This is a genomic window from Leucobacter sp. (assembly GCF_053528595.1).
The window spans coordinates 45,104-60,533 of record NZ_JAIVPF010000065.1 but is presented as its reverse complement, the minus strand read 5'-3'; the positions used below and the strand labels follow the sequence as shown (position 1 = coordinate 60,533).

General features: G+C 73.3%; 15 protein-coding genes. 13 read left to right on the top strand and 2 right to left on the bottom strand.

Features of this window, described 5'->3' with window-relative positions; genetic code table 11:
* The 11 genes from ACWKZU_RS13710 to ACWKZU_RS13660 all read left to right on the top strand — a co-directional run.
* Nucleotides 1-518 (top strand): ABC transporter ATP-binding protein (locus ACWKZU_RS13710; RefSeq protein ID WP_449282888.1); only part of this gene is annotated, 518 nt, incomplete at its 5' end.
* A complete protein-coding gene (locus tag ACWKZU_RS13705; RefSeq protein WP_449282887.1) occupies nucleotides 515-1,747 on the top strand; it encodes an ABC transporter permease in 1,233 nt (410 codons plus the stop codon). The genes ACWKZU_RS13710 and ACWKZU_RS13705, both read left to right, overlap by 4 nt.
* Before the next feature lie 31 nt (nucleotides 1,748-1,778).
* Complete coding sequence (locus tag ACWKZU_RS13700) at nucleotides 1,779-2,636, top strand: hypothetical protein (RefSeq protein WP_449282886.1); 858 nt, start codon at nucleotides 1,779-1,781, stop codon at nucleotides 2,634-2,636.
* Nucleotides 2,629-4,635 (top strand): efflux RND transporter periplasmic adaptor subunit, encoded by a 2,007-nt coding sequence (locus ACWKZU_RS13695; RefSeq protein WP_449282885.1) that lies wholly within the window; start codon nucleotides 2,629-2,631, stop codon nucleotides 4,633-4,635. Before ACWKZU_RS13700 ends, ACWKZU_RS13695 begins: the two co-directional genes overlap by 8 nt.
* A 60-nt stretch (nucleotides 4,636-4,695) precedes the next feature.
* Entirely contained in the window at nucleotides 4,696-5,439 is a 744-nt protein-coding gene (locus ACWKZU_RS13690) for a response regulator transcription factor (RefSeq protein ID WP_449282884.1), read from the top strand.
* Entirely contained in the window at nucleotides 5,432-6,946 is a 1,515-nt protein-coding gene (locus ACWKZU_RS13685; protein ID WP_449282883.1) for a sensor histidine kinase, read from the top strand. The genes ACWKZU_RS13690 and ACWKZU_RS13685 overlap by 8 nt, the downstream gene beginning before the upstream one ends.
* Nucleotides 6,947-7,038: 92 nt before the next feature.
* Nucleotides 7,039-8,073, top strand: coding sequence for an iron-siderophore ABC transporter substrate-binding protein (locus ACWKZU_RS13680; protein ID WP_449282882.1), 1,035 nt, complete (start codon nucleotides 7,039-7,041; stop codon nucleotides 8,071-8,073).
* Nucleotides 8,070-9,146, top strand: a complete 1,077-nt coding sequence (locus ACWKZU_RS13675; protein WP_449282881.1) for a FecCD family ABC transporter permease — start codon at nucleotides 8,070-8,072, stop codon at nucleotides 9,144-9,146. The genes ACWKZU_RS13680 and ACWKZU_RS13675 overlap by 4 nt, the downstream gene beginning before the upstream one ends.
* Nucleotides 9,143-10,168 (top strand): FecCD family ABC transporter permease, encoded by a 1,026-nt coding sequence (locus ACWKZU_RS13670; RefSeq protein ID WP_449282880.1) that lies wholly within the window; start codon nucleotides 9,143-9,145, stop codon nucleotides 10,166-10,168. Before ACWKZU_RS13675 ends, ACWKZU_RS13670 begins: the two co-directional genes overlap by 4 nt.
* The gene (locus ACWKZU_RS13665) at nucleotides 10,165-11,091 is read left to right on the top strand and encodes an ABC transporter ATP-binding protein (RefSeq protein ID WP_449282879.1); all 927 of its coding nucleotides are present in this window, start codon (nucleotides 10,165-10,167) and stop codon (nucleotides 11,089-11,091) included. The genes ACWKZU_RS13670 and ACWKZU_RS13665 overlap by 4 nt, the downstream gene beginning before the upstream one ends.
* On the top strand, nucleotides 11,075-11,962 hold the full coding sequence (locus ACWKZU_RS13660; RefSeq protein ID WP_449282878.1) for a siderophore-interacting protein: 888 nt from the start codon (nucleotides 11,075-11,077) through the stop codon (nucleotides 11,960-11,962). The genes ACWKZU_RS13665 and ACWKZU_RS13660 overlap by 17 nt, the downstream gene beginning before the upstream one ends.
* Before the next feature lie 109 nt (nucleotides 11,963-12,071).
* On the opposite strand, the gene ACWKZU_RS13655 is transcribed toward ACWKZU_RS13660, so the two are convergent.
* Nucleotides 12,072-12,743 (bottom strand): DNA-3-methyladenine glycosylase, encoded by a 672-nt coding sequence (locus ACWKZU_RS13655; protein ID WP_449282877.1) that lies wholly within the window; start codon nucleotides 12,741-12,743, stop codon nucleotides 12,072-12,074.
* 125 nt (nucleotides 12,744-12,868) lie between these two features.
* On the opposite strand from ACWKZU_RS13655, the gene ACWKZU_RS13650 reads away from it, so the two are divergent.
* Nucleotides 12,869-13,420, top strand: coding sequence for a DUF308 domain-containing protein (locus ACWKZU_RS13650; protein WP_449282876.1), 552 nt, complete (start codon nucleotides 12,869-12,871; stop codon nucleotides 13,418-13,420).
* 22 nt (nucleotides 13,421-13,442) lie between these two features.
* On the opposite strand, the gene ACWKZU_RS13645 is transcribed toward ACWKZU_RS13650, so the two are convergent.
* Nucleotides 13,443-14,858 (bottom strand): MFS transporter, encoded by a 1,416-nt coding sequence (locus ACWKZU_RS13645; RefSeq protein WP_449282875.1) that lies wholly within the window; start codon nucleotides 14,856-14,858, stop codon nucleotides 13,443-13,445.
* A 111-nt stretch (nucleotides 14,859-14,969) separates the two neighbouring features.
* Between ACWKZU_RS13645 and soxR the strand changes: the two genes are divergently transcribed.
* Nucleotides 14,970-15,410 carry a redox-sensitive transcriptional activator SoxR gene (gene soxR / locus ACWKZU_RS13640; RefSeq protein WP_449282874.1) on the top strand — a complete coding sequence of 147 codons (441 nt, stop codon included), beginning with the start codon at nucleotides 14,970-14,972 and terminating at the stop codon, nucleotides 15,408-15,410.
* Nucleotides 15,411-15,430: the final 20 nt, after the last annotated feature.

The window sequence follows — 15,430 nt, the reverse complement described above, 5'->3', positions numbered from 1 at the left end:
GCTACCGCCTCGACGGCACGGCCGTCGAGGAGCTGGACGAGGCGGAGCTCGCCGAGGTGCGCAATCGCAAGATCGGCTTCGTCTTCCAGCAGTTCCACCTGCTGCCCGAGCTGACCGCGTGGCAGAACGTCGCACTGCCGCTCATGTACGGACGCGTGCCGCTGCAGGAGCGGCGCGAGCGCGCGGCGGCGGCGCTCGAGCGGGTCGGCCTCGGAGACCGGCTGGACAACCGCCCCGGCGAGCTGTCGGGCGGACAGCAGCAGCGCGTGGCGGTGGCCCGCGCCCTCGTCACCGAACCCACGATGGTGCTGGCCGACGAGCCGACGGGCAACCTCGACACCGTCTCGACCGAGGACGTGCTCTCGCTGTTCGACGAACTCCACGCGATGGGCCGCACGATCGTGCTCATCACCCACGAGACGGACGTGGGCGAGCGAGCCGAGCGCATCGTCCGGGTGCGGGACGGAGTGATCGACCACGGCAGCGCGGGCGGCGACGAGCGGGTGAGTCCGCGATGAACTGGGGAGAGACGCTGCACTCGAGCTGGGCGGCCGTGCGGGCGCACACCATGCGGTCGCTCCTGACCGTGCTGGGGATCCTCATCGGCATCGCGGCGGTCATCATGACCGTCGGGCTGGGGCTCGGCACTCAGAAGGACGTGAGCGAGGAGATCAGCTCGCTGGGCAGCAACCTGCTGATCGTCTCCCCGGGATCGAGCACGGGGACCGACGGGGTCCGGGGCGGTTTCGGCACGGGCACCACGCTGACGCGCGCCGACGCCGAGGCCCTCGAGAGCACGATCGCGGCGCCGGACGTCGCGGCGGTCGCAGCGGAGAAGTCGACGTCGCTGTCGCTCGAGGCGAACAGCACGAACTGGACCACGAGCGTCACGGGCACGACCGAGAGCTGGCTCGACGTGCGCTCCCGCGAGATCGCCTACGGGGAGTTCATCACGGACGCGCAGGACGCCGAGGGCGCCGCGGTCGTGGTGCTCGGGTGGGAGACGGCGCAGGAGCTGTTCGGCACGGCGAACGTCGTCGGATCCTCCCTCTCGATCGACGGGCACGCCTTCGAGGTGATCGGGGTGCTCGCGAGCGCGGGATCCGACTCCTCGAGCAACCTCGACGACGTCGCGATCGCACCGCTGTCGACGGTGGCCCAGCAGCTCGTCGGGGGCACCGGCAGCCAGAGCGTCTCGACGATCTACCTGCAGGCCGCCTCGACCGATCGGCTGTCGGCCGCCTACCAGCAGGCGAACCAGCTGCTGCTGAACCTGCACGGCGTCACCGAGGCGGACGGCGCCGACTTCTCGATCGACAGCCAGGATGCGCTGGTCGCCACCGCGACGAGCGTCTACCAGACCCTGACCGTGCTGCTGACCGGCATCGCCGCGCTCTCGCTGCTCGTCGGCGGGATCGGCGTGATGAACATCATGCTGGTGTCGGTGACGGAGCGCACCCGGGAGATCGGGCTGCGCAAGGCGCTCGGCGCCCCGGGCTGGGCGATCCGGCGCCAGTTCCTCACGGAGGCCGCGATCCTCGGGTTGACCGGGGGCCTCCTGGGGGCCGTGCTCGGGATCGGCGCCGCCCTGGCGCTTCCCGCCGCGATCGGCAGTTCGATCGTGGTCTCGCCGGTGGCGGTCGCGCTGTCGATCGCGATCGCCGTCGGGATCGGCGTCGTCTTCGGCGTCTACCCGGCGACGCGGGCCGCGCGGCTGGCCCCGATCGACGCGCTCCGTGCCGAATAACCCCACCGACCGACTTCGTGAAGGACACACCATGAACATGACACGCACCCGGATCCTCGCCGTGATCGGCGCCGCGGGGATCGCGGCGCTCGCCCTGAGCGGCTGCTCGTCGAGCCCGGCCGATTCAGCCGCAGCGGAACCCGCCCGGGAGAGCGGGCAGAACTCCGCGGATCCGCAGCCGCGGGGCGTCAGCGGCGAGATCGCGGCTGCGAGTGACGGCCTGCTGCAGGTGCAGGACGCGCAATCGCAGACCGCGGTCTCCTACACCGCCGACACCGGGATCACCCGGGAGGTGGCGGCGCAGCTCTCCGATGTCGCCGTCGGCGTCTGCGTCACCGGCATCGGCGGAGGCGAATCGTCCGAGGCCCTCACCGGCGTGACCATCAGCGAGGCCGTCGACGGGGCTTGCGCCTCCGGCCCCGGAGGCCGCGGCGGCGCGGGCGGCGAGATGCCCGAGGGCTTCGAGCCGCCGACGGGCGGCGAGGCGCCCGAGGGGCTGCCGGAGGGGGCGGAACCGCCGGAGGACGGTGGGCAGCCTGCGGACGGAGAACGACCGGAGGGGATGCCGGAGGGGATGGCTCCCGGCGGCCCCGGCGGATTCTCCACCGGCATCGTGACCGCGGTCGATGAGACCACCATCACGATCGACGCCGTCGCGATGGACGGCGAGACGAGCTCGCAGGAGCTCGTCGTCGACGACGCCACCGCCTTCACCCGCGTCGCCGCGGCCACGAGCGAAGCGCTCGCCACGGGGGCCTGCGTGGTCGCCACGGGCGAGTACGACGGCGACCGGTACGCCGCGACCTCGCTCGCGGTGTCGGAGCCCGGCGAGGACGGCTGCAACGCCGGCTTCGGCGGCCTCCCCGGACGCGGAGCCGACGATGAGTGACGCGGCGCTGGGCGGAGCAGCGATGGGCGACGCGAGCCCGGGTGACGCGGCGACGCGTGATGCAACGGGCCCGGCGACGGGCGAGGCCGGGCGCACGCGGCGCCCCCGGCGCAAGCGACTGCGCCGGGGGCTCCTCCTCGGAGGCGGGATCGTCACCGCCGGGGCACTCGCGTTCGCCGGCACCGGGATCGCCTCGGCCCTGGCCGCGGGATCCGGATACCGCACCGCCCTCGCCGAGCGCGCGGCGGTCAGCGAGACCGTGCAGGCGTCGGGCACGATCGCCGCGGTCAGCAGGGTCGACCTCGCGTTCCAGACCGCCGGCACGGTGGCCTCGGTCGAGGTCGCCCTGGGCGACGCCGTGCGGGCGGGACAGACCCTCGCGAGCCTCGACCGCGAGGAGCTCGAGGACGCCGTGTCCGAGGCGGAGGAGGCGCTCGCCGACGCGGAGCAGACCCTGGCCGAGCACACGGAGGCGCAGTCCTCGGGCGCGACGGCCGAGACCTCGGCATCGACCGCGACCCCGGCGGCGGTGCTGCCCGTCGCCGCACTGGTGCCGGTCGTGTGGAGCGGGGTCGCAGCGGTCGTCGGAGCGGTGCAGGCGGGCGACCCGGCGTCCGGGAGCACCGGCGTCGAGGCTGCGGCGCAGCGCGTCGTCGACGCGCAGCAGGCGATGCTCGAGCGGTACCGCGAGGTGCAGGCGACGCTGGAGGAGACCGACGGCACCGTCGCTGCGGCCGATGCCACCTGCGCGCCGTTCCTGAGCGCGGTCCTCAGCGATCCGGAGGAGAGTGCAGAAGGTGCGGAGAGCGCCGACGAGATCGCTGCGGGAGTCGACGCGGGCATGACGCTCGAAGCGGCGCAGCAGGCGCTCGCCGACTGCCAGGGTGCGATCGCCGCCGTGCGCGACGGGCAGGCGGCGGTCGGTGCCGGCCAGCAGGAGGTCCAGGATCTCGCGGCAGCTCTCGACGCCGCGGTGGCCGAGCTGCAGCAGGCGCTCGCGGAGGCCGGATCCCCGTCGGATGACGCGGGATCGGACTCCGGGGGATCGGGTGGCGCCGATCAGGGCGGTGCCGATCCGGACGGTGCGGCGAACCCCGGTGCCGCGGGGAATCCGGGCGGTGCCGCCGGTGCGGGCGACGCGGGGTCCGAGTCGGGTACCTCCCCTGAGACGAGCGGCGCGGGCGGGGGAACCGGAACCGCATCCGGCGGAACCTCCATCACGGCCGAGCAGCTGCTCGCGGATCAGGCGGCGATCGACGCCGCCGAGGCCGGGCTGCGGCTCGCGGAGGCCCGGCTCGCCTTCTCCGCGCTGACGAGCCCGATCGACGGCACGGTCGCCGCGGTGGAGATCGCGGAGGGGGACTCGGTCGCCGCCGGCTCCTCGACGGCGATCATCACCGTGCTCGGAGCAGAGGGGTACGTGGTCGAGACGACGATCCCGCTGTCGGACATCGCGAGGCTCGCGGTGCATCAGGAGGCCGACGTCGTCGTGAACGCGGGCGGCGAGACGTACCCGGGCGAGGTCTCCTCGGTGGGGCTGCTCGACGTCTCGACCACCTCGACCCCCGCGTACACGGTGATCGTGGCGCTGGAGACGGGGGACGACGAACTCCTGGTCGGTGGCTCGGCCCGCCCGACCATCCGGACGGCGACGACGGAGGACGCGCTGACGGTGCCCACCTCCGCCGTCCACCGAGACGGCGGCACCGCCACCGTGAACGTGCTCGACGGCGACGAGGTCTCGACGATCGAGGTGGTGCTCGGCGCGCTCGGCAGCGAGCGCACCGAGATCGTCTCCGGGCTCGAGGAGGGGGAGTCCGTGGTGCTCGCGGATCTCTCGCAGGAGATCGTCTCCGACGACGGCGAGAGCGACGCGGCCGGTCTCGCCGGACTGGGCGGATCGGCCGGCGAGACCGCCCTCCCCGGCGGCGGTCCTCCCAGCGGCGGCTTCCCCGGAGGAGGGGACTTCCAGCCGCCCGCGGGCGGGTTCGGCGGATAGACGGGAGCGATTCAGGCGGTACTCGCCGGACGCATAGGAAGAAGAGGGTGAATGGGGGGCATGAGAGAACGCGCATCGCACCCGCCCGCGCTGGTCGGCCGGGACGGCACACCGGTCCGAGCGCTCGTCGTCGACGACGAGCGCTCGCTCGCCGAGCTCATCGGCATGGCGCTGCGCTACGAGGGGTGGGATACCCGCATCGCCGAGACCGGAACGGCCGCGCTCGCCGCGCTGCGGGAGTTCGAGCCGGACGTGGTGGTGCTCGACGTCATGCTGCCGGACCTCGACGGGCTGCAGGTGATCCGGCGCCTGCGCGCCGAGGGGAACACCGTGCCGGTGCTGTTCCTCACGGCCCGCGACGCGCTGCAGGACCGGCTCGGCGGACTCGGCGCGGGCGGCGACGACTACGTGACGAAGCCGTTCAGCCTCGACGAGATCGTGGCCCGCCTGCACGCCCTCGTGCGCCGCTCGAGTCGGCGGCTCGGCGCCCCGGAGGAGCCCGTGCTCCGGGTGGGGGATCTGACGCTCGATCGCGACAGCTACGAGGTCGCGCGCGACGGGGAGCGCATCGAGCTGACCTCGACGGAGTTCGATCTGCTGCGCTGCCTCATGGAGCACCAGCGGCGGGTGGTCAGCAAGGCGCGGATCTACGACGCCGTCTGGGGCGGCGAGTTCGACGGGCGCACGAACGTCGTGGAGGTCTACATCTCCTATCTCCGCAAGAAGATCGACGCCGGGCGCAGCCCGATGATCCACACCCTCCGGGGGACCGGCTACATCCTGAAGCCGGCCGCCGATGCCTAGCGCCGGATCACGGCTCCGCGCCGCCCGCCGCGCGGTCGACGCCCGCACCTGGTCCCTGCGGAGCCGGATCGTGGCGGTGCTCGCGTTCACCGTCATCCTCCTCTCCGGCACGATCGGGGTCATCGCGCTTACGACGCTGCGCGCCTCGCTGGTGCAGCAGCTGGACGGCGAGCTGCGGATGCTCTCGTCCCGGGTGATGTTCGCCGCCGCGGCGCCGGGGGCGGCTCCCGGTGCGGACGCCGAAGCGCTGCACCGGGCGCTCGAGGGGCCGGGGGTCGTGGGCGGCGCCATGGCCATCGTCGGCGACGGGTCCGGGATCACGGGCGTCTACGTCGACGACGAGTACACCGTGCAGAGCATGGACGAGGAGTGGGTGATCCGCGTGCTCGACAGCTGGGGCGACGGACCCCGCCACGAGGTGGACCCGGGGGCCGGGAACGGCGTCTACCGCTTCGTCGGAGAGCAGCGGGGCACGAGCACGGTGATCGTCGGCCTCCCGCTCGCCGGAGCCGAGCAGACCGTGTCGACGGTGGCGCTCACGATCGGGATCGTCGCCCTCGGGGGGTGCATCGTCCTCGGGGCGCTCGCCGCGTGGTACATCCGGCACGAGATGCGTCCCCTGGAGCGGGTCGCGGCGACGGCGGAGGGGATCGCGGGCAGCGCGCTGGACCGCGGCGGCGTCGAGCTGCAGCGGGCCGCGGAGCCGGGACCCGGTGCGGCGGCTGAGATCGGGAGGCTGGTATCCGGCTTCAACTCCATGGTCGACCAGGTGGCCCGCGCCTTCCGGGTGCGCGAGGCGAGCGAGGCCAAGGTGCGCCGTTTCGTCGCCGACGCCTCCCACGAGCTCAGGACGCCGCTCGCCTCCATCCGCGGGTACTCGGAGCTGACCCGTCGCATGGCCGAGGACCTCCCGGACGACGCCGCGTACGCGCTGAGCCGGATCGAGTCGGAATCGGTGCGGATGACGAGTCTCGTGGAGGACCTGCTCCTGCTGGCCAGGCTCGACGAGGGCCAGGAGCTCGAGCTCGGCGGCGTCGACCTGACCGAGCTCGTCAGGGATGCGGTGAACGACGCCCGCGTCGCGGGCCCGGATCACGAGTGGCTCCTCGAGTCCCCGGCGCACCCGGTCGTCGTGGCGGGGGATGCGCGGCGGCTGCACCAGGCCCTCGTCAATCTGCTCGCGAACGCGCGGGTGCACACGCCCCCCGGCACGCGCGTCGCCGTCGTGCTGGAGGAGCAGCCGGAGCGCGCGGTGATCGAGGTGCGGGACACGGGACCGGGCATCCCGCCGGACCGGATTCCCGAGCTCTTCGAGCGCTTCGCCCGCGGCGACGACTCCCGTGCGCGCGCGACGGGCAGCACCGGCCTGGGACTCGCGATCGTGCGCGCGATCGTCGCGGGGCACGGAGGCACCGTCGGACTGACGAGCCGGCCGGGAGACACGAGGTTCGGCCTGGAGCTGCCGCGGGGCGGCTCAGGCGCTGCGGGGGACGGCCATAGCGTTTGACAAATTAGGTGTGCCTAACCATCATGTGATGTGGCGCGCGAAGGGTGCGCCTCGGGCTCTGCCGCTCGACGGTCCATCAGAAGGGAACGCTCTTGCGCGTCTCACGTCTTCTCTGCGGCGCCGCCGCTCTGTCGCTCGCCACCGCACTCGCCGCCTGCTCGTCCGGAGGCGCGGCTCAGACCGAGAGCACCGGATCGGGCGAGGGCTTCCCGATCGAGATCGAGCACGTCTACGGCACGACCACGATCACGGAGCAGCCCGAGCGCGTGGCCACGGTGGCCTGGGCGAACCACGAGGTGCCCCTCGCGCTCGGCGTCGTGCCGGTCGGCATGAGCAAGGCCACCTGGGGCGATGACGACGGCGACGGGGTGCTGCCGTGGGTCGAGGAGCGGCTCGAGGAGCTCGACGCCGAGACCCCCGCGCTCTTCGACGAGACCGACGGCATCGACTTCGAGGCCGTCGCCGACACCGAGCCCGACGTGATCCTCGCCGCCTACTCGGGCCTCACCGAGGAGGACTACCGCACGCTCTCGAAGATCGCCCCGGTGGTCGCGTACCCCGAGACGCCGTGGGGCACCTCGCTCGAGGACATGATCACGCTCAACTCGACGGCGCTCGGCCTGCAGCAGGAGGGCGAGGCGCTCATCGAGGATCTGCACGCGCAGATCGACGAGTCGCTCGCCGCGCACCCCGAACTCGAGGGCCAGAAGCTGCTCTTCGCGTACCTGAACCCCTCCGATCTCTCCACGATCGGCTTCTACACCGTGCACGACACCCGTCCCGGCTTCCTCGCCGGTCTCGGCCTGCCCCAGCCGGCGATCGTCGAGGAGGAGAGCGCGAAGACCGAGGAGTTCTACGTCGAGCTCAGCTCCGACGTCGCCGACCGCTTCGACGACGTCGACGTCATCGTCACCTACGGCGACGCCGAGGGCGCGTTCGTCAAGCAGATCCAGGCCGACCCGCTGCTCTCGAAGATCCCCGCGGTGACCGTGGGACGGATCGCCATCCTCGAGGATGCGACGCCGCTCGCGGCCTCGGCGAACCCCTCGCCGCTCTCCATCGGCTGGGGCATCGACGACTACTTCGCGCTGCTCGCGGCCGCGACCTCGGGTCAGAGCGGGGAGTGATCCCGACGGCGGCGGCGGCCGGAGCCCCGGCACCCGGAACTCCGGGCGCCGGGGCTCCGGCCCTCGAAGTGCTGCGGCGCAGCGCGGCCCGGCGCACGGGCTGGCTGCTGGTGCTCGTCGCACTCGTGCTGCTGCTCTGCATCGCCTCCGTGGCGATCGGCGCGCGCAACGTCAGTCTCGCGGAGGTCGTCGGCGCGCTGCAGGGCTCGTCGGAGACCGTCGGCGAGGGCGCGGTGCTCAAGCGCCTGCCGCGCACCGTGCTCGCGGTGCTCGTGGGCGCCGCGCTCGCGGTGGCGGGCACCGCCATGCAGGCGGTCACCCGCAACCCGCTCGCCGAGCCGGGCATCATGGGCGTGTCGAGCGGCGCCGCGCTCGCGGTGGTGGCGAGCATCAGCTTCCTCGGCGCGCACCGGCCCTTCGCGCTGATGGGCATCGCGATCGCGGGCGCGGCCTTCGCCGCCGTCTTCGTGTACACCGTCGGCTCGCTCGGCAGCGGCGGGCCGACCCCGTACAAGCTCGCGCTCGCGGGCGCCGCGAGCGCCGCGGCGTTCATCTCGCTCACCAACGCGATCATGCTGCCCCGCGTCGATCTGCTGCGCACCTTCCAGTTCTGGCGCGTCGGCAGCGTGGGCGGTGCCACCTGGGAGAGCGTCTCCGTCGCGCTGCCGTTCCTCGCGATCGGCGCGCTCATCTGCGTGTGGACCGCCCGGGGCATGAACTCGCTGGCGCTGGGCGACTCCCTGGCGGCCGGGCTCGGCGAGCACGTGATGCGCACCCGCGCGCTCGCGGCGGGCGGAGCGGTCATCCTGTGCGGGGCGGCCACCGCCGTCGCCGGCCCCATCGGCTTCGTCGGGCTGCTCGTACCGCACCTCTGCCGCACGCTCATCGGCCCCGACCACCGCTGGCTGATCCCGTGCTCGGCGTTCGCGGGCGCCGTGCTGCTGCTCGGCGCGGACGTGCTCGGCCGGGTGATCGCGCGGCCCGAGGAGGTCGAGGTGGGTGTGGTCACCGCCTTCCTCGGTGCGCCGTTCCTCATCTGGATCGTGCGCCGGCAGAAGGTGCGGGAGCTGTGAGCGCGACGCTGATCGCGACGGGGAGGCGGCGGCGGTCGCGCCGACGCAGTTTCGCGGTCGCCGGTCTCGCGGCCGCCGTGCTGCTCGCCTTCGCCGCCACGCTCATGGTGGGCCGCACCTTCTACGGCCTCGACGAGGTGGTCCGGGTCGTACTCGGCGAGCCGGTGCCCGGTGCGGCGTTCACCGTGGGGGAGCTCCGGCTGCCCCGCGCGACGCTCGCCGTGCTCGCGGGCTTCGCCTTCGGGATCGCCGGCGCCACGTTCCAGACAATGCTCGGCAACCCGCTCGCGTCGCCCGACATCCTCGGCGTGAGCTCGGGCGCCGGGGCCGCCGCGGTGTTCGGCATCATCGTGCTCGGGCTGAACGACTCGGCGACCTCGGTCTTCGCGCTCGCGGGGGCCCTGGCGACGGCCGGGGCGATCTTCCTGCTGTCGAACCGGGGCGGCTTCGTGGGCACCCGCTTCATCCTCATCGGCATCGGCCTCGCATCGATGCTGCAGAGCATCACCTCCTACATGCTCGCCCGCGCGGCGGAGTGGGACATCCAGCGGGCCATGCAGTGGCTCACCGGCAGCCTGAACGGCGCCGCCTGGGAGCAGCTCGCGCCGCTCGCGCTCGCGACGGCCGCCCTGCTGCCCGTGCTGCTGCTCGGCGCCCGTTCGCTCGAGCTGCTGCGCTTCGGCTCCGACGCCGCGACCGCGCTCGGGGTGCCCGTGGGGCGTGCCCGCCTCGTGCTGATCGTCGCCGCCGTGGCGCTGCTGGCCTTCGCCACCGCGGGCAGCGGGCCCATCATGTTCGTGGCGTTCATGGCCGGCCCGATCGCCGCCCGCCTCACCGGGCCGGGCTCATCGATCCTCGTCCCCGCGGGGCTCACGGGCGCGCTGCTCGTGCTGCTCGCCGATCTCGTCGGGCAGAACCTGCTCGGCGAGCGCTACCCCGTCGGCGTCGTCACGGGTGTGCTCGGAGCGCCCTACCTGATCCTCCTCCTCATCCGCATGAACCGCACAGGACAGACCTCATGACCGCTTCCCCGCACCAGCTCACCGCCGAGGGGCTGAGCATCGCCTACGGCGACCGACGCATCCTCGACGGTCTCGACCTGGCCTTCGAGCCCGGACGGATCACGGCGATCGTCGGTCCCAACGGCTGCGGCAAGTCGACGCTGCTGCGCAGCTGCGCCCGGTTGCTCAAACCGCAGGCGGGCGCGGTGACGCTCGACGGCCGTGCCATCCACACCCGGTCCACGAAGGAGCTCGCGCGCGTGCTCGGCCTGCTGCCGCAGAACCCGATCGCTCCCGAGGGCATCACGGTGGCCGACCTGGTCGGGCGCGGCCGGCATCCGCATCAGCGGGCCATGGCCCGCTGGAACGCGCGCGACTACGAGGTGGTCGCCGCCTCGCTCGACGCCACGGGCACGGGCGACCTCGCCGATCGCGCCGTCGACGAGCTCTCGGGCGGGCAGCGCCAGCGCGTGTGGATCGCCATGGCGCTCGCGCAGGAGACCGAGGTGCTGCTGCTCGACGAGCCGACCACCTACCTCGACGTCACCCACCAGCTCGAGGTGCTCGACCTGCTCCGCGAGCTCAACCGCGAGCGCGGCACCACCATCGTGATGGTGCTGCACGACCTCAACCTCGCCGCGCGCTACGCCGACGTGCTCGTCGCGGTGCGCGAGGGGACCATCCGTGCGGTGGGCGCCCCGACGGCCGTCCTCGATCCGTCGCTCGTGCGCGAGGTGTTCGCGCTCGACTGCCGGGTGATCGCGGATCCGGTCTCCGGCACCCCCCTCGTCATCCCGATCGGAAGGCATCATGTCAGCAACGCAGCAGAGGCGACCGGCGAAGCCGGAGCACGAGGCACCGACCCCCTTCGCGGTGGTGCGGACGACGGTACTGGGGGTGGAGCGGGTCTCCCCGACGTTCGTCCGGGTGACGTTCGGCGGTGATCCGCTGCGCGGGGTCGGCAACCCGGACCGCACGCTCGACCAGCGGATCAAGCTGATCTTCCCGCCCGGATCCGGGGCGCTGCCGCGGCTCGAGGACGGCCCGGACTGGTACGCGGCCTGGCTCGCGATCCCGGAGGAGGCGCGGGGATCGATGCGCACCTACTCGATCCGCGAGCTCCAGGTCGGCGCGGACGGGGAGACGCGCCTCGTCGTCGACTTCGTGCTGCACCTCGAGGCCGGGGCGACCGGGCCCGCGTCGCTCTGGGCGAGCCGCGCGGCGGCCGGCGACGAGCTGCTCCTCGTCGCCCCGCGCCGCGGGCGTCTCGACGGCGGCGGGATCGAGTTCGAGCCCGGCGATGCGGCGAGCGTGCTGCTCGCCGGTGACGAGACCGCGGCCCCCGCGATCGCCCGGATCCTCGAGGAGCTGCCCGCGGAGGCGCGCGGGATCGCGTTCATCGAGGTGCCGCTGGCAGCGGACCGCCTGCCGGTCGATGCGCCCGCCGGGGTGGAGCTGCGCTGGCTGCCGCGCGGAGACGGGCTGCACGGGACGGAGCTCATCCCGGCCGTCCTGGAGCACCTGGGCGACCCCTCGGACTCCGATGCGCCCGGGGCCCCGGACGCCGAGGCGGAGGAGGCCCCCGCCTCCGGCGGGCCGAGCGCCGAGCAGCTGCTCTGGGAGACCCCGCAGTACTCCGGGCTGGGCGAGGAGATCGCGCAGGAGCCCGGCCGCCACGAGCGCTACTTCTGGATCGCCGGCGAGAGCGGAGTGGTGACGACCGTGCGACGCCACCTCGTGCGCGATCTCGGCATCGCCCGCTCGCAGGTCGCCTTCATGGGCTACTGGCGTCGCGGCGTCGCGATGAAGGGCTGAGCCGCTCAGCGGTCGCGCCGGTCCTCCTCGTCATCCGCCACCGCGCCAGGCGAGCCGCGGGATCCACCACTGCTCTGGATTCTGCGACCGCGCGCGGAATGACCCGGTGCTATCGGCGCGACCTCTCGACCGCGAGGAAGGGCTGCGCGCCGCGACCCGGGCGGAACGCCGAGACCGTGGGGTCGCCCGCGATCCAGAACCGCCACGGGAATGCGGTACCGCCGGCCTCGCCCGCCACCCCTACGCGCGGCCCGCTCGCGACCTCCTCGGGCGTCGGCGCCGAAGAGGCTCCCGGCAGTCGCAGCGCGAAGGGCGCCGCGAAGAGATCGCGGCCGTCGTGGGTCTCGCGGCGGATCCCGAGCGCCGAGGCCAGGTTGCCGGGACCTCGGGCCAGCATCCGCGCGGCGATCGGCGCGCCGCGCTTCGCCGCGCGCCGCGCCTGCGCCAGCTCGGCGCCCGAGACCACCTCGCCCGCGCGGATCAGCACCCCCGAGGCGGCCCCTTCGGGCGAGCACACCATGTTGAGCGCGAAGTGCATGCCGTAGCTGAAATAGACGTAGGCGTGACCGGGCGGCCCGAACATCGAGGCGTTGCGCTCGGTGCGGCGGTCCTTCGAGTGGGAGCCCGCATCGTACGGGCCGTCGGTGCCCACTCCGTGATAGGCCTCGACCTCGGTGATGCGGATCGTGACGTCCCCCTCCGGCGCTGCGACGGTGAGCAGTGCGCCGAGCAGCCGCGGGGCCGCCTCCAGTGCGGGGGAGAGGAACAGCTCGCGGGTCATGCTCCCATTCTCCCAGGCGCCTCGCCCGTCCGGCCGTGGTGGGCTACGCCGTCGGCGATCACGGGGCGCGCACACGGCGGGGTGCCGTACCCTGAAGACGAGGCCCTGACCGGAGGAGGTCGCACGTGAGCCAGCAGCCCGTTCCCTACCGCGTCACGACGACGCGTCGGTTCCCCTGGTGGACCCCGCTGATCGCGGGGGTGCTCATCGCGCTCGTCGGGGTCGGCTTCCTGATCTGGCCGTTCTTCGCCGGGGGCTGGGCGCTGGCGATCCTCTTCGGATCCGCACTCATCGCCAACGGACTCGCGCTGCTCGCGCGCGGATCCTCGGCCGCCGTGATCGGAGGCCTCCTGCTGCTCGCCGCGGGGGTGCTCGCGATCGTGTTCTCGGAGTTCACGGTCGCCGTGCTCGTGAGTTCCGTCGGCGCCGGGCTCATCGTGCTCGGGGCGATCTGGATCGCCGTCGCGGCCCGGCTGGCCGGGCGACGGGCCCTCGCGATCCTGCCGGGTGCGCTCATGCTGCTCGGGGGCGTCACCGCCCTCGTGCTGCCGGCGCTGGCGCTCTCGATCGTCGCCGTGGTCGGCGGGCTCTGCCTGATCCTCATCGGCGTGCTCATCGTCTCGGCGGCCACCCGGCTGCGGCACGTGAACGCGAGCACCACCACGATCGTGATGTAGCCGTCTCGGCTCCGCCGGGCGATCAGTCGCGGTCGGTACCGCGGCCGATCCCGCGCCCGGCACCGCGCGCCGCGAGCACCCCGAGGACGGAGACGCCCGCGAACACGAGCATGAGCAGCTGTGCCGATCGCACGAGGTCGGGGGCGGTGATGTTGACGAGCACGCCGGCCAGCGCGGCGGAGAACGCACTGGCGATGATGAAGACGGTGTTCACGGCGGCGGCCGCCTTCGCGCCCTCCTCCTCGCCGGTCGTGCTCCCGAGAGCGGCGACGGTCAGATGGGGGAAGCCCAGGCCGATGCCGGCGCCGGCGATGAACAGCGCGACGAACCACAGCGCGACGACGAGGGCGGACGGCCCGTCGTGCTGGAGCAGGCCGTAGGCCGCGAGCCCGGCTCCGACCACCAGCGGGCCCGCGAGGATCAGCCCGCGACGCGACCCGTCCCGCGACGCGCTCGCGGTGAAGATCTGCGTCGCCGACCATCCGAACGACATCGCCGCGCCGAGCAGTCCGGCGGTGAAGGGGATCAGCCCGCCGATCTCCTGTCCGAAGAGCGGGATGAAGGCCTCGGTTCCGATGCCGAAGGCCAGTACGGCCACCGACAGGTACACCCATCGCAGCGATGATCCGCGGGCGAAGGTGATCCTCGGGAGGATCCCGTCGCGGCTCCGGCCCTCGTGCCGCAGGAACCAGGCGCCCAGGGCGATCCCGACGACGATCGCGACCGCGGTCGAGCCGCCCGTCGGTACGACGCCGGCGACCCCGACGGCGGTCACGCCGCCCGCGAGCAGCAGGAGCGAGGCCCACGGGACCGAGTCGCTCGGCCGTGAACGGGCGGTGCGGGGCATCCACCGCAGCACGACGAGACCGATGAGCACCGAGACCGCCGCGAGGCCGACGAACGTCGCGCGCCAGGCGTCCACCTGGGCGGCCGCGCCGCCGACCACCGGGCCGACGATGTTTCCGACGCCCCACATCGCCGACACCAGGGCCGCGCCGCGCGCCCAGAGACGCTCGGGCAGCGCCCGCTGGATGAGCGCGTAGCCGAGGCCCGCGAGCAGTCCGCCGCCGAGGCCCTGCACGGCGCGTCCGGCGAGCAGCGCCCACATCCACGGGCTCGCGGCGCACAGCATGGAGCCCAGCCCGAAGAGGCCCAGCGCGACGATGTAGGCGCGTACCGCGCCCTGCCGGGTGAGGACCCTGCTCACGAGCATCGAGGTGACGACGGAGGCGAGCAGGAACACCATCATGGTCCAGGCGTAGAACTCGGCGCCGCCGATCTCGCCCACGATCGTCGGCAGGAGGCTGGTGGTGAGGTAGACGTTGCTCGCCTCGAGGAGCACCCCGCCCGCGAGCACCGCGGCGATCGGCGCGTACCGCGTGCCGAACAGCTCTCTCCAGGTTCCCGCCGACGCGGTGTCCTGCTCGGTCGTCGTCATCGTGTGTCCCTCTCCGTGGTCGGTCGGAGGCTCGTCGCCTCCGGGGGCCGGGCCGGCGTCCGCTCATCACGCTAATACCTCAAGTAAACTCGAGGTCAAGAGGAGATGACGATGACCCTGGAACCGGACGACCTGCTCGCGATCGGCGAGGTCTCGCGACGCACCGGCGTGCCCGCCTCGGCCCTGCACTTCTACGAGCAGCTGGGCCTCATCGCATCCACCCGCACCGCGGGCAACCAGCGCCGCTATCAGCGCCACATGCTCCGGCGGATCTCCCTGATCGTCGTCGCCAAGCGGCTCGGCATCCCCTTGAGCGACGTGCAGGAGGTCTTCGTCAGCCTGCCGCTCGACCACCTGCCCTCGCAGCGGGACTGGCGACGGGTCGCGAAGCTGTGGCGCACGCAGCTCGAGGAGCGCCGCACGCAGCTCGAGCATCTGCAGCGCGAGCTCACGGGATGCATCGGCTGCGGCTGCCTGTCCCTCAAGGCCTGCCGCCTGCTGAACCCCGAGGACGAACTCGGCATCGACGGGCCGGGTCCTCGCCGCATCTGAGGCCGCCGTGCCGGGGATCG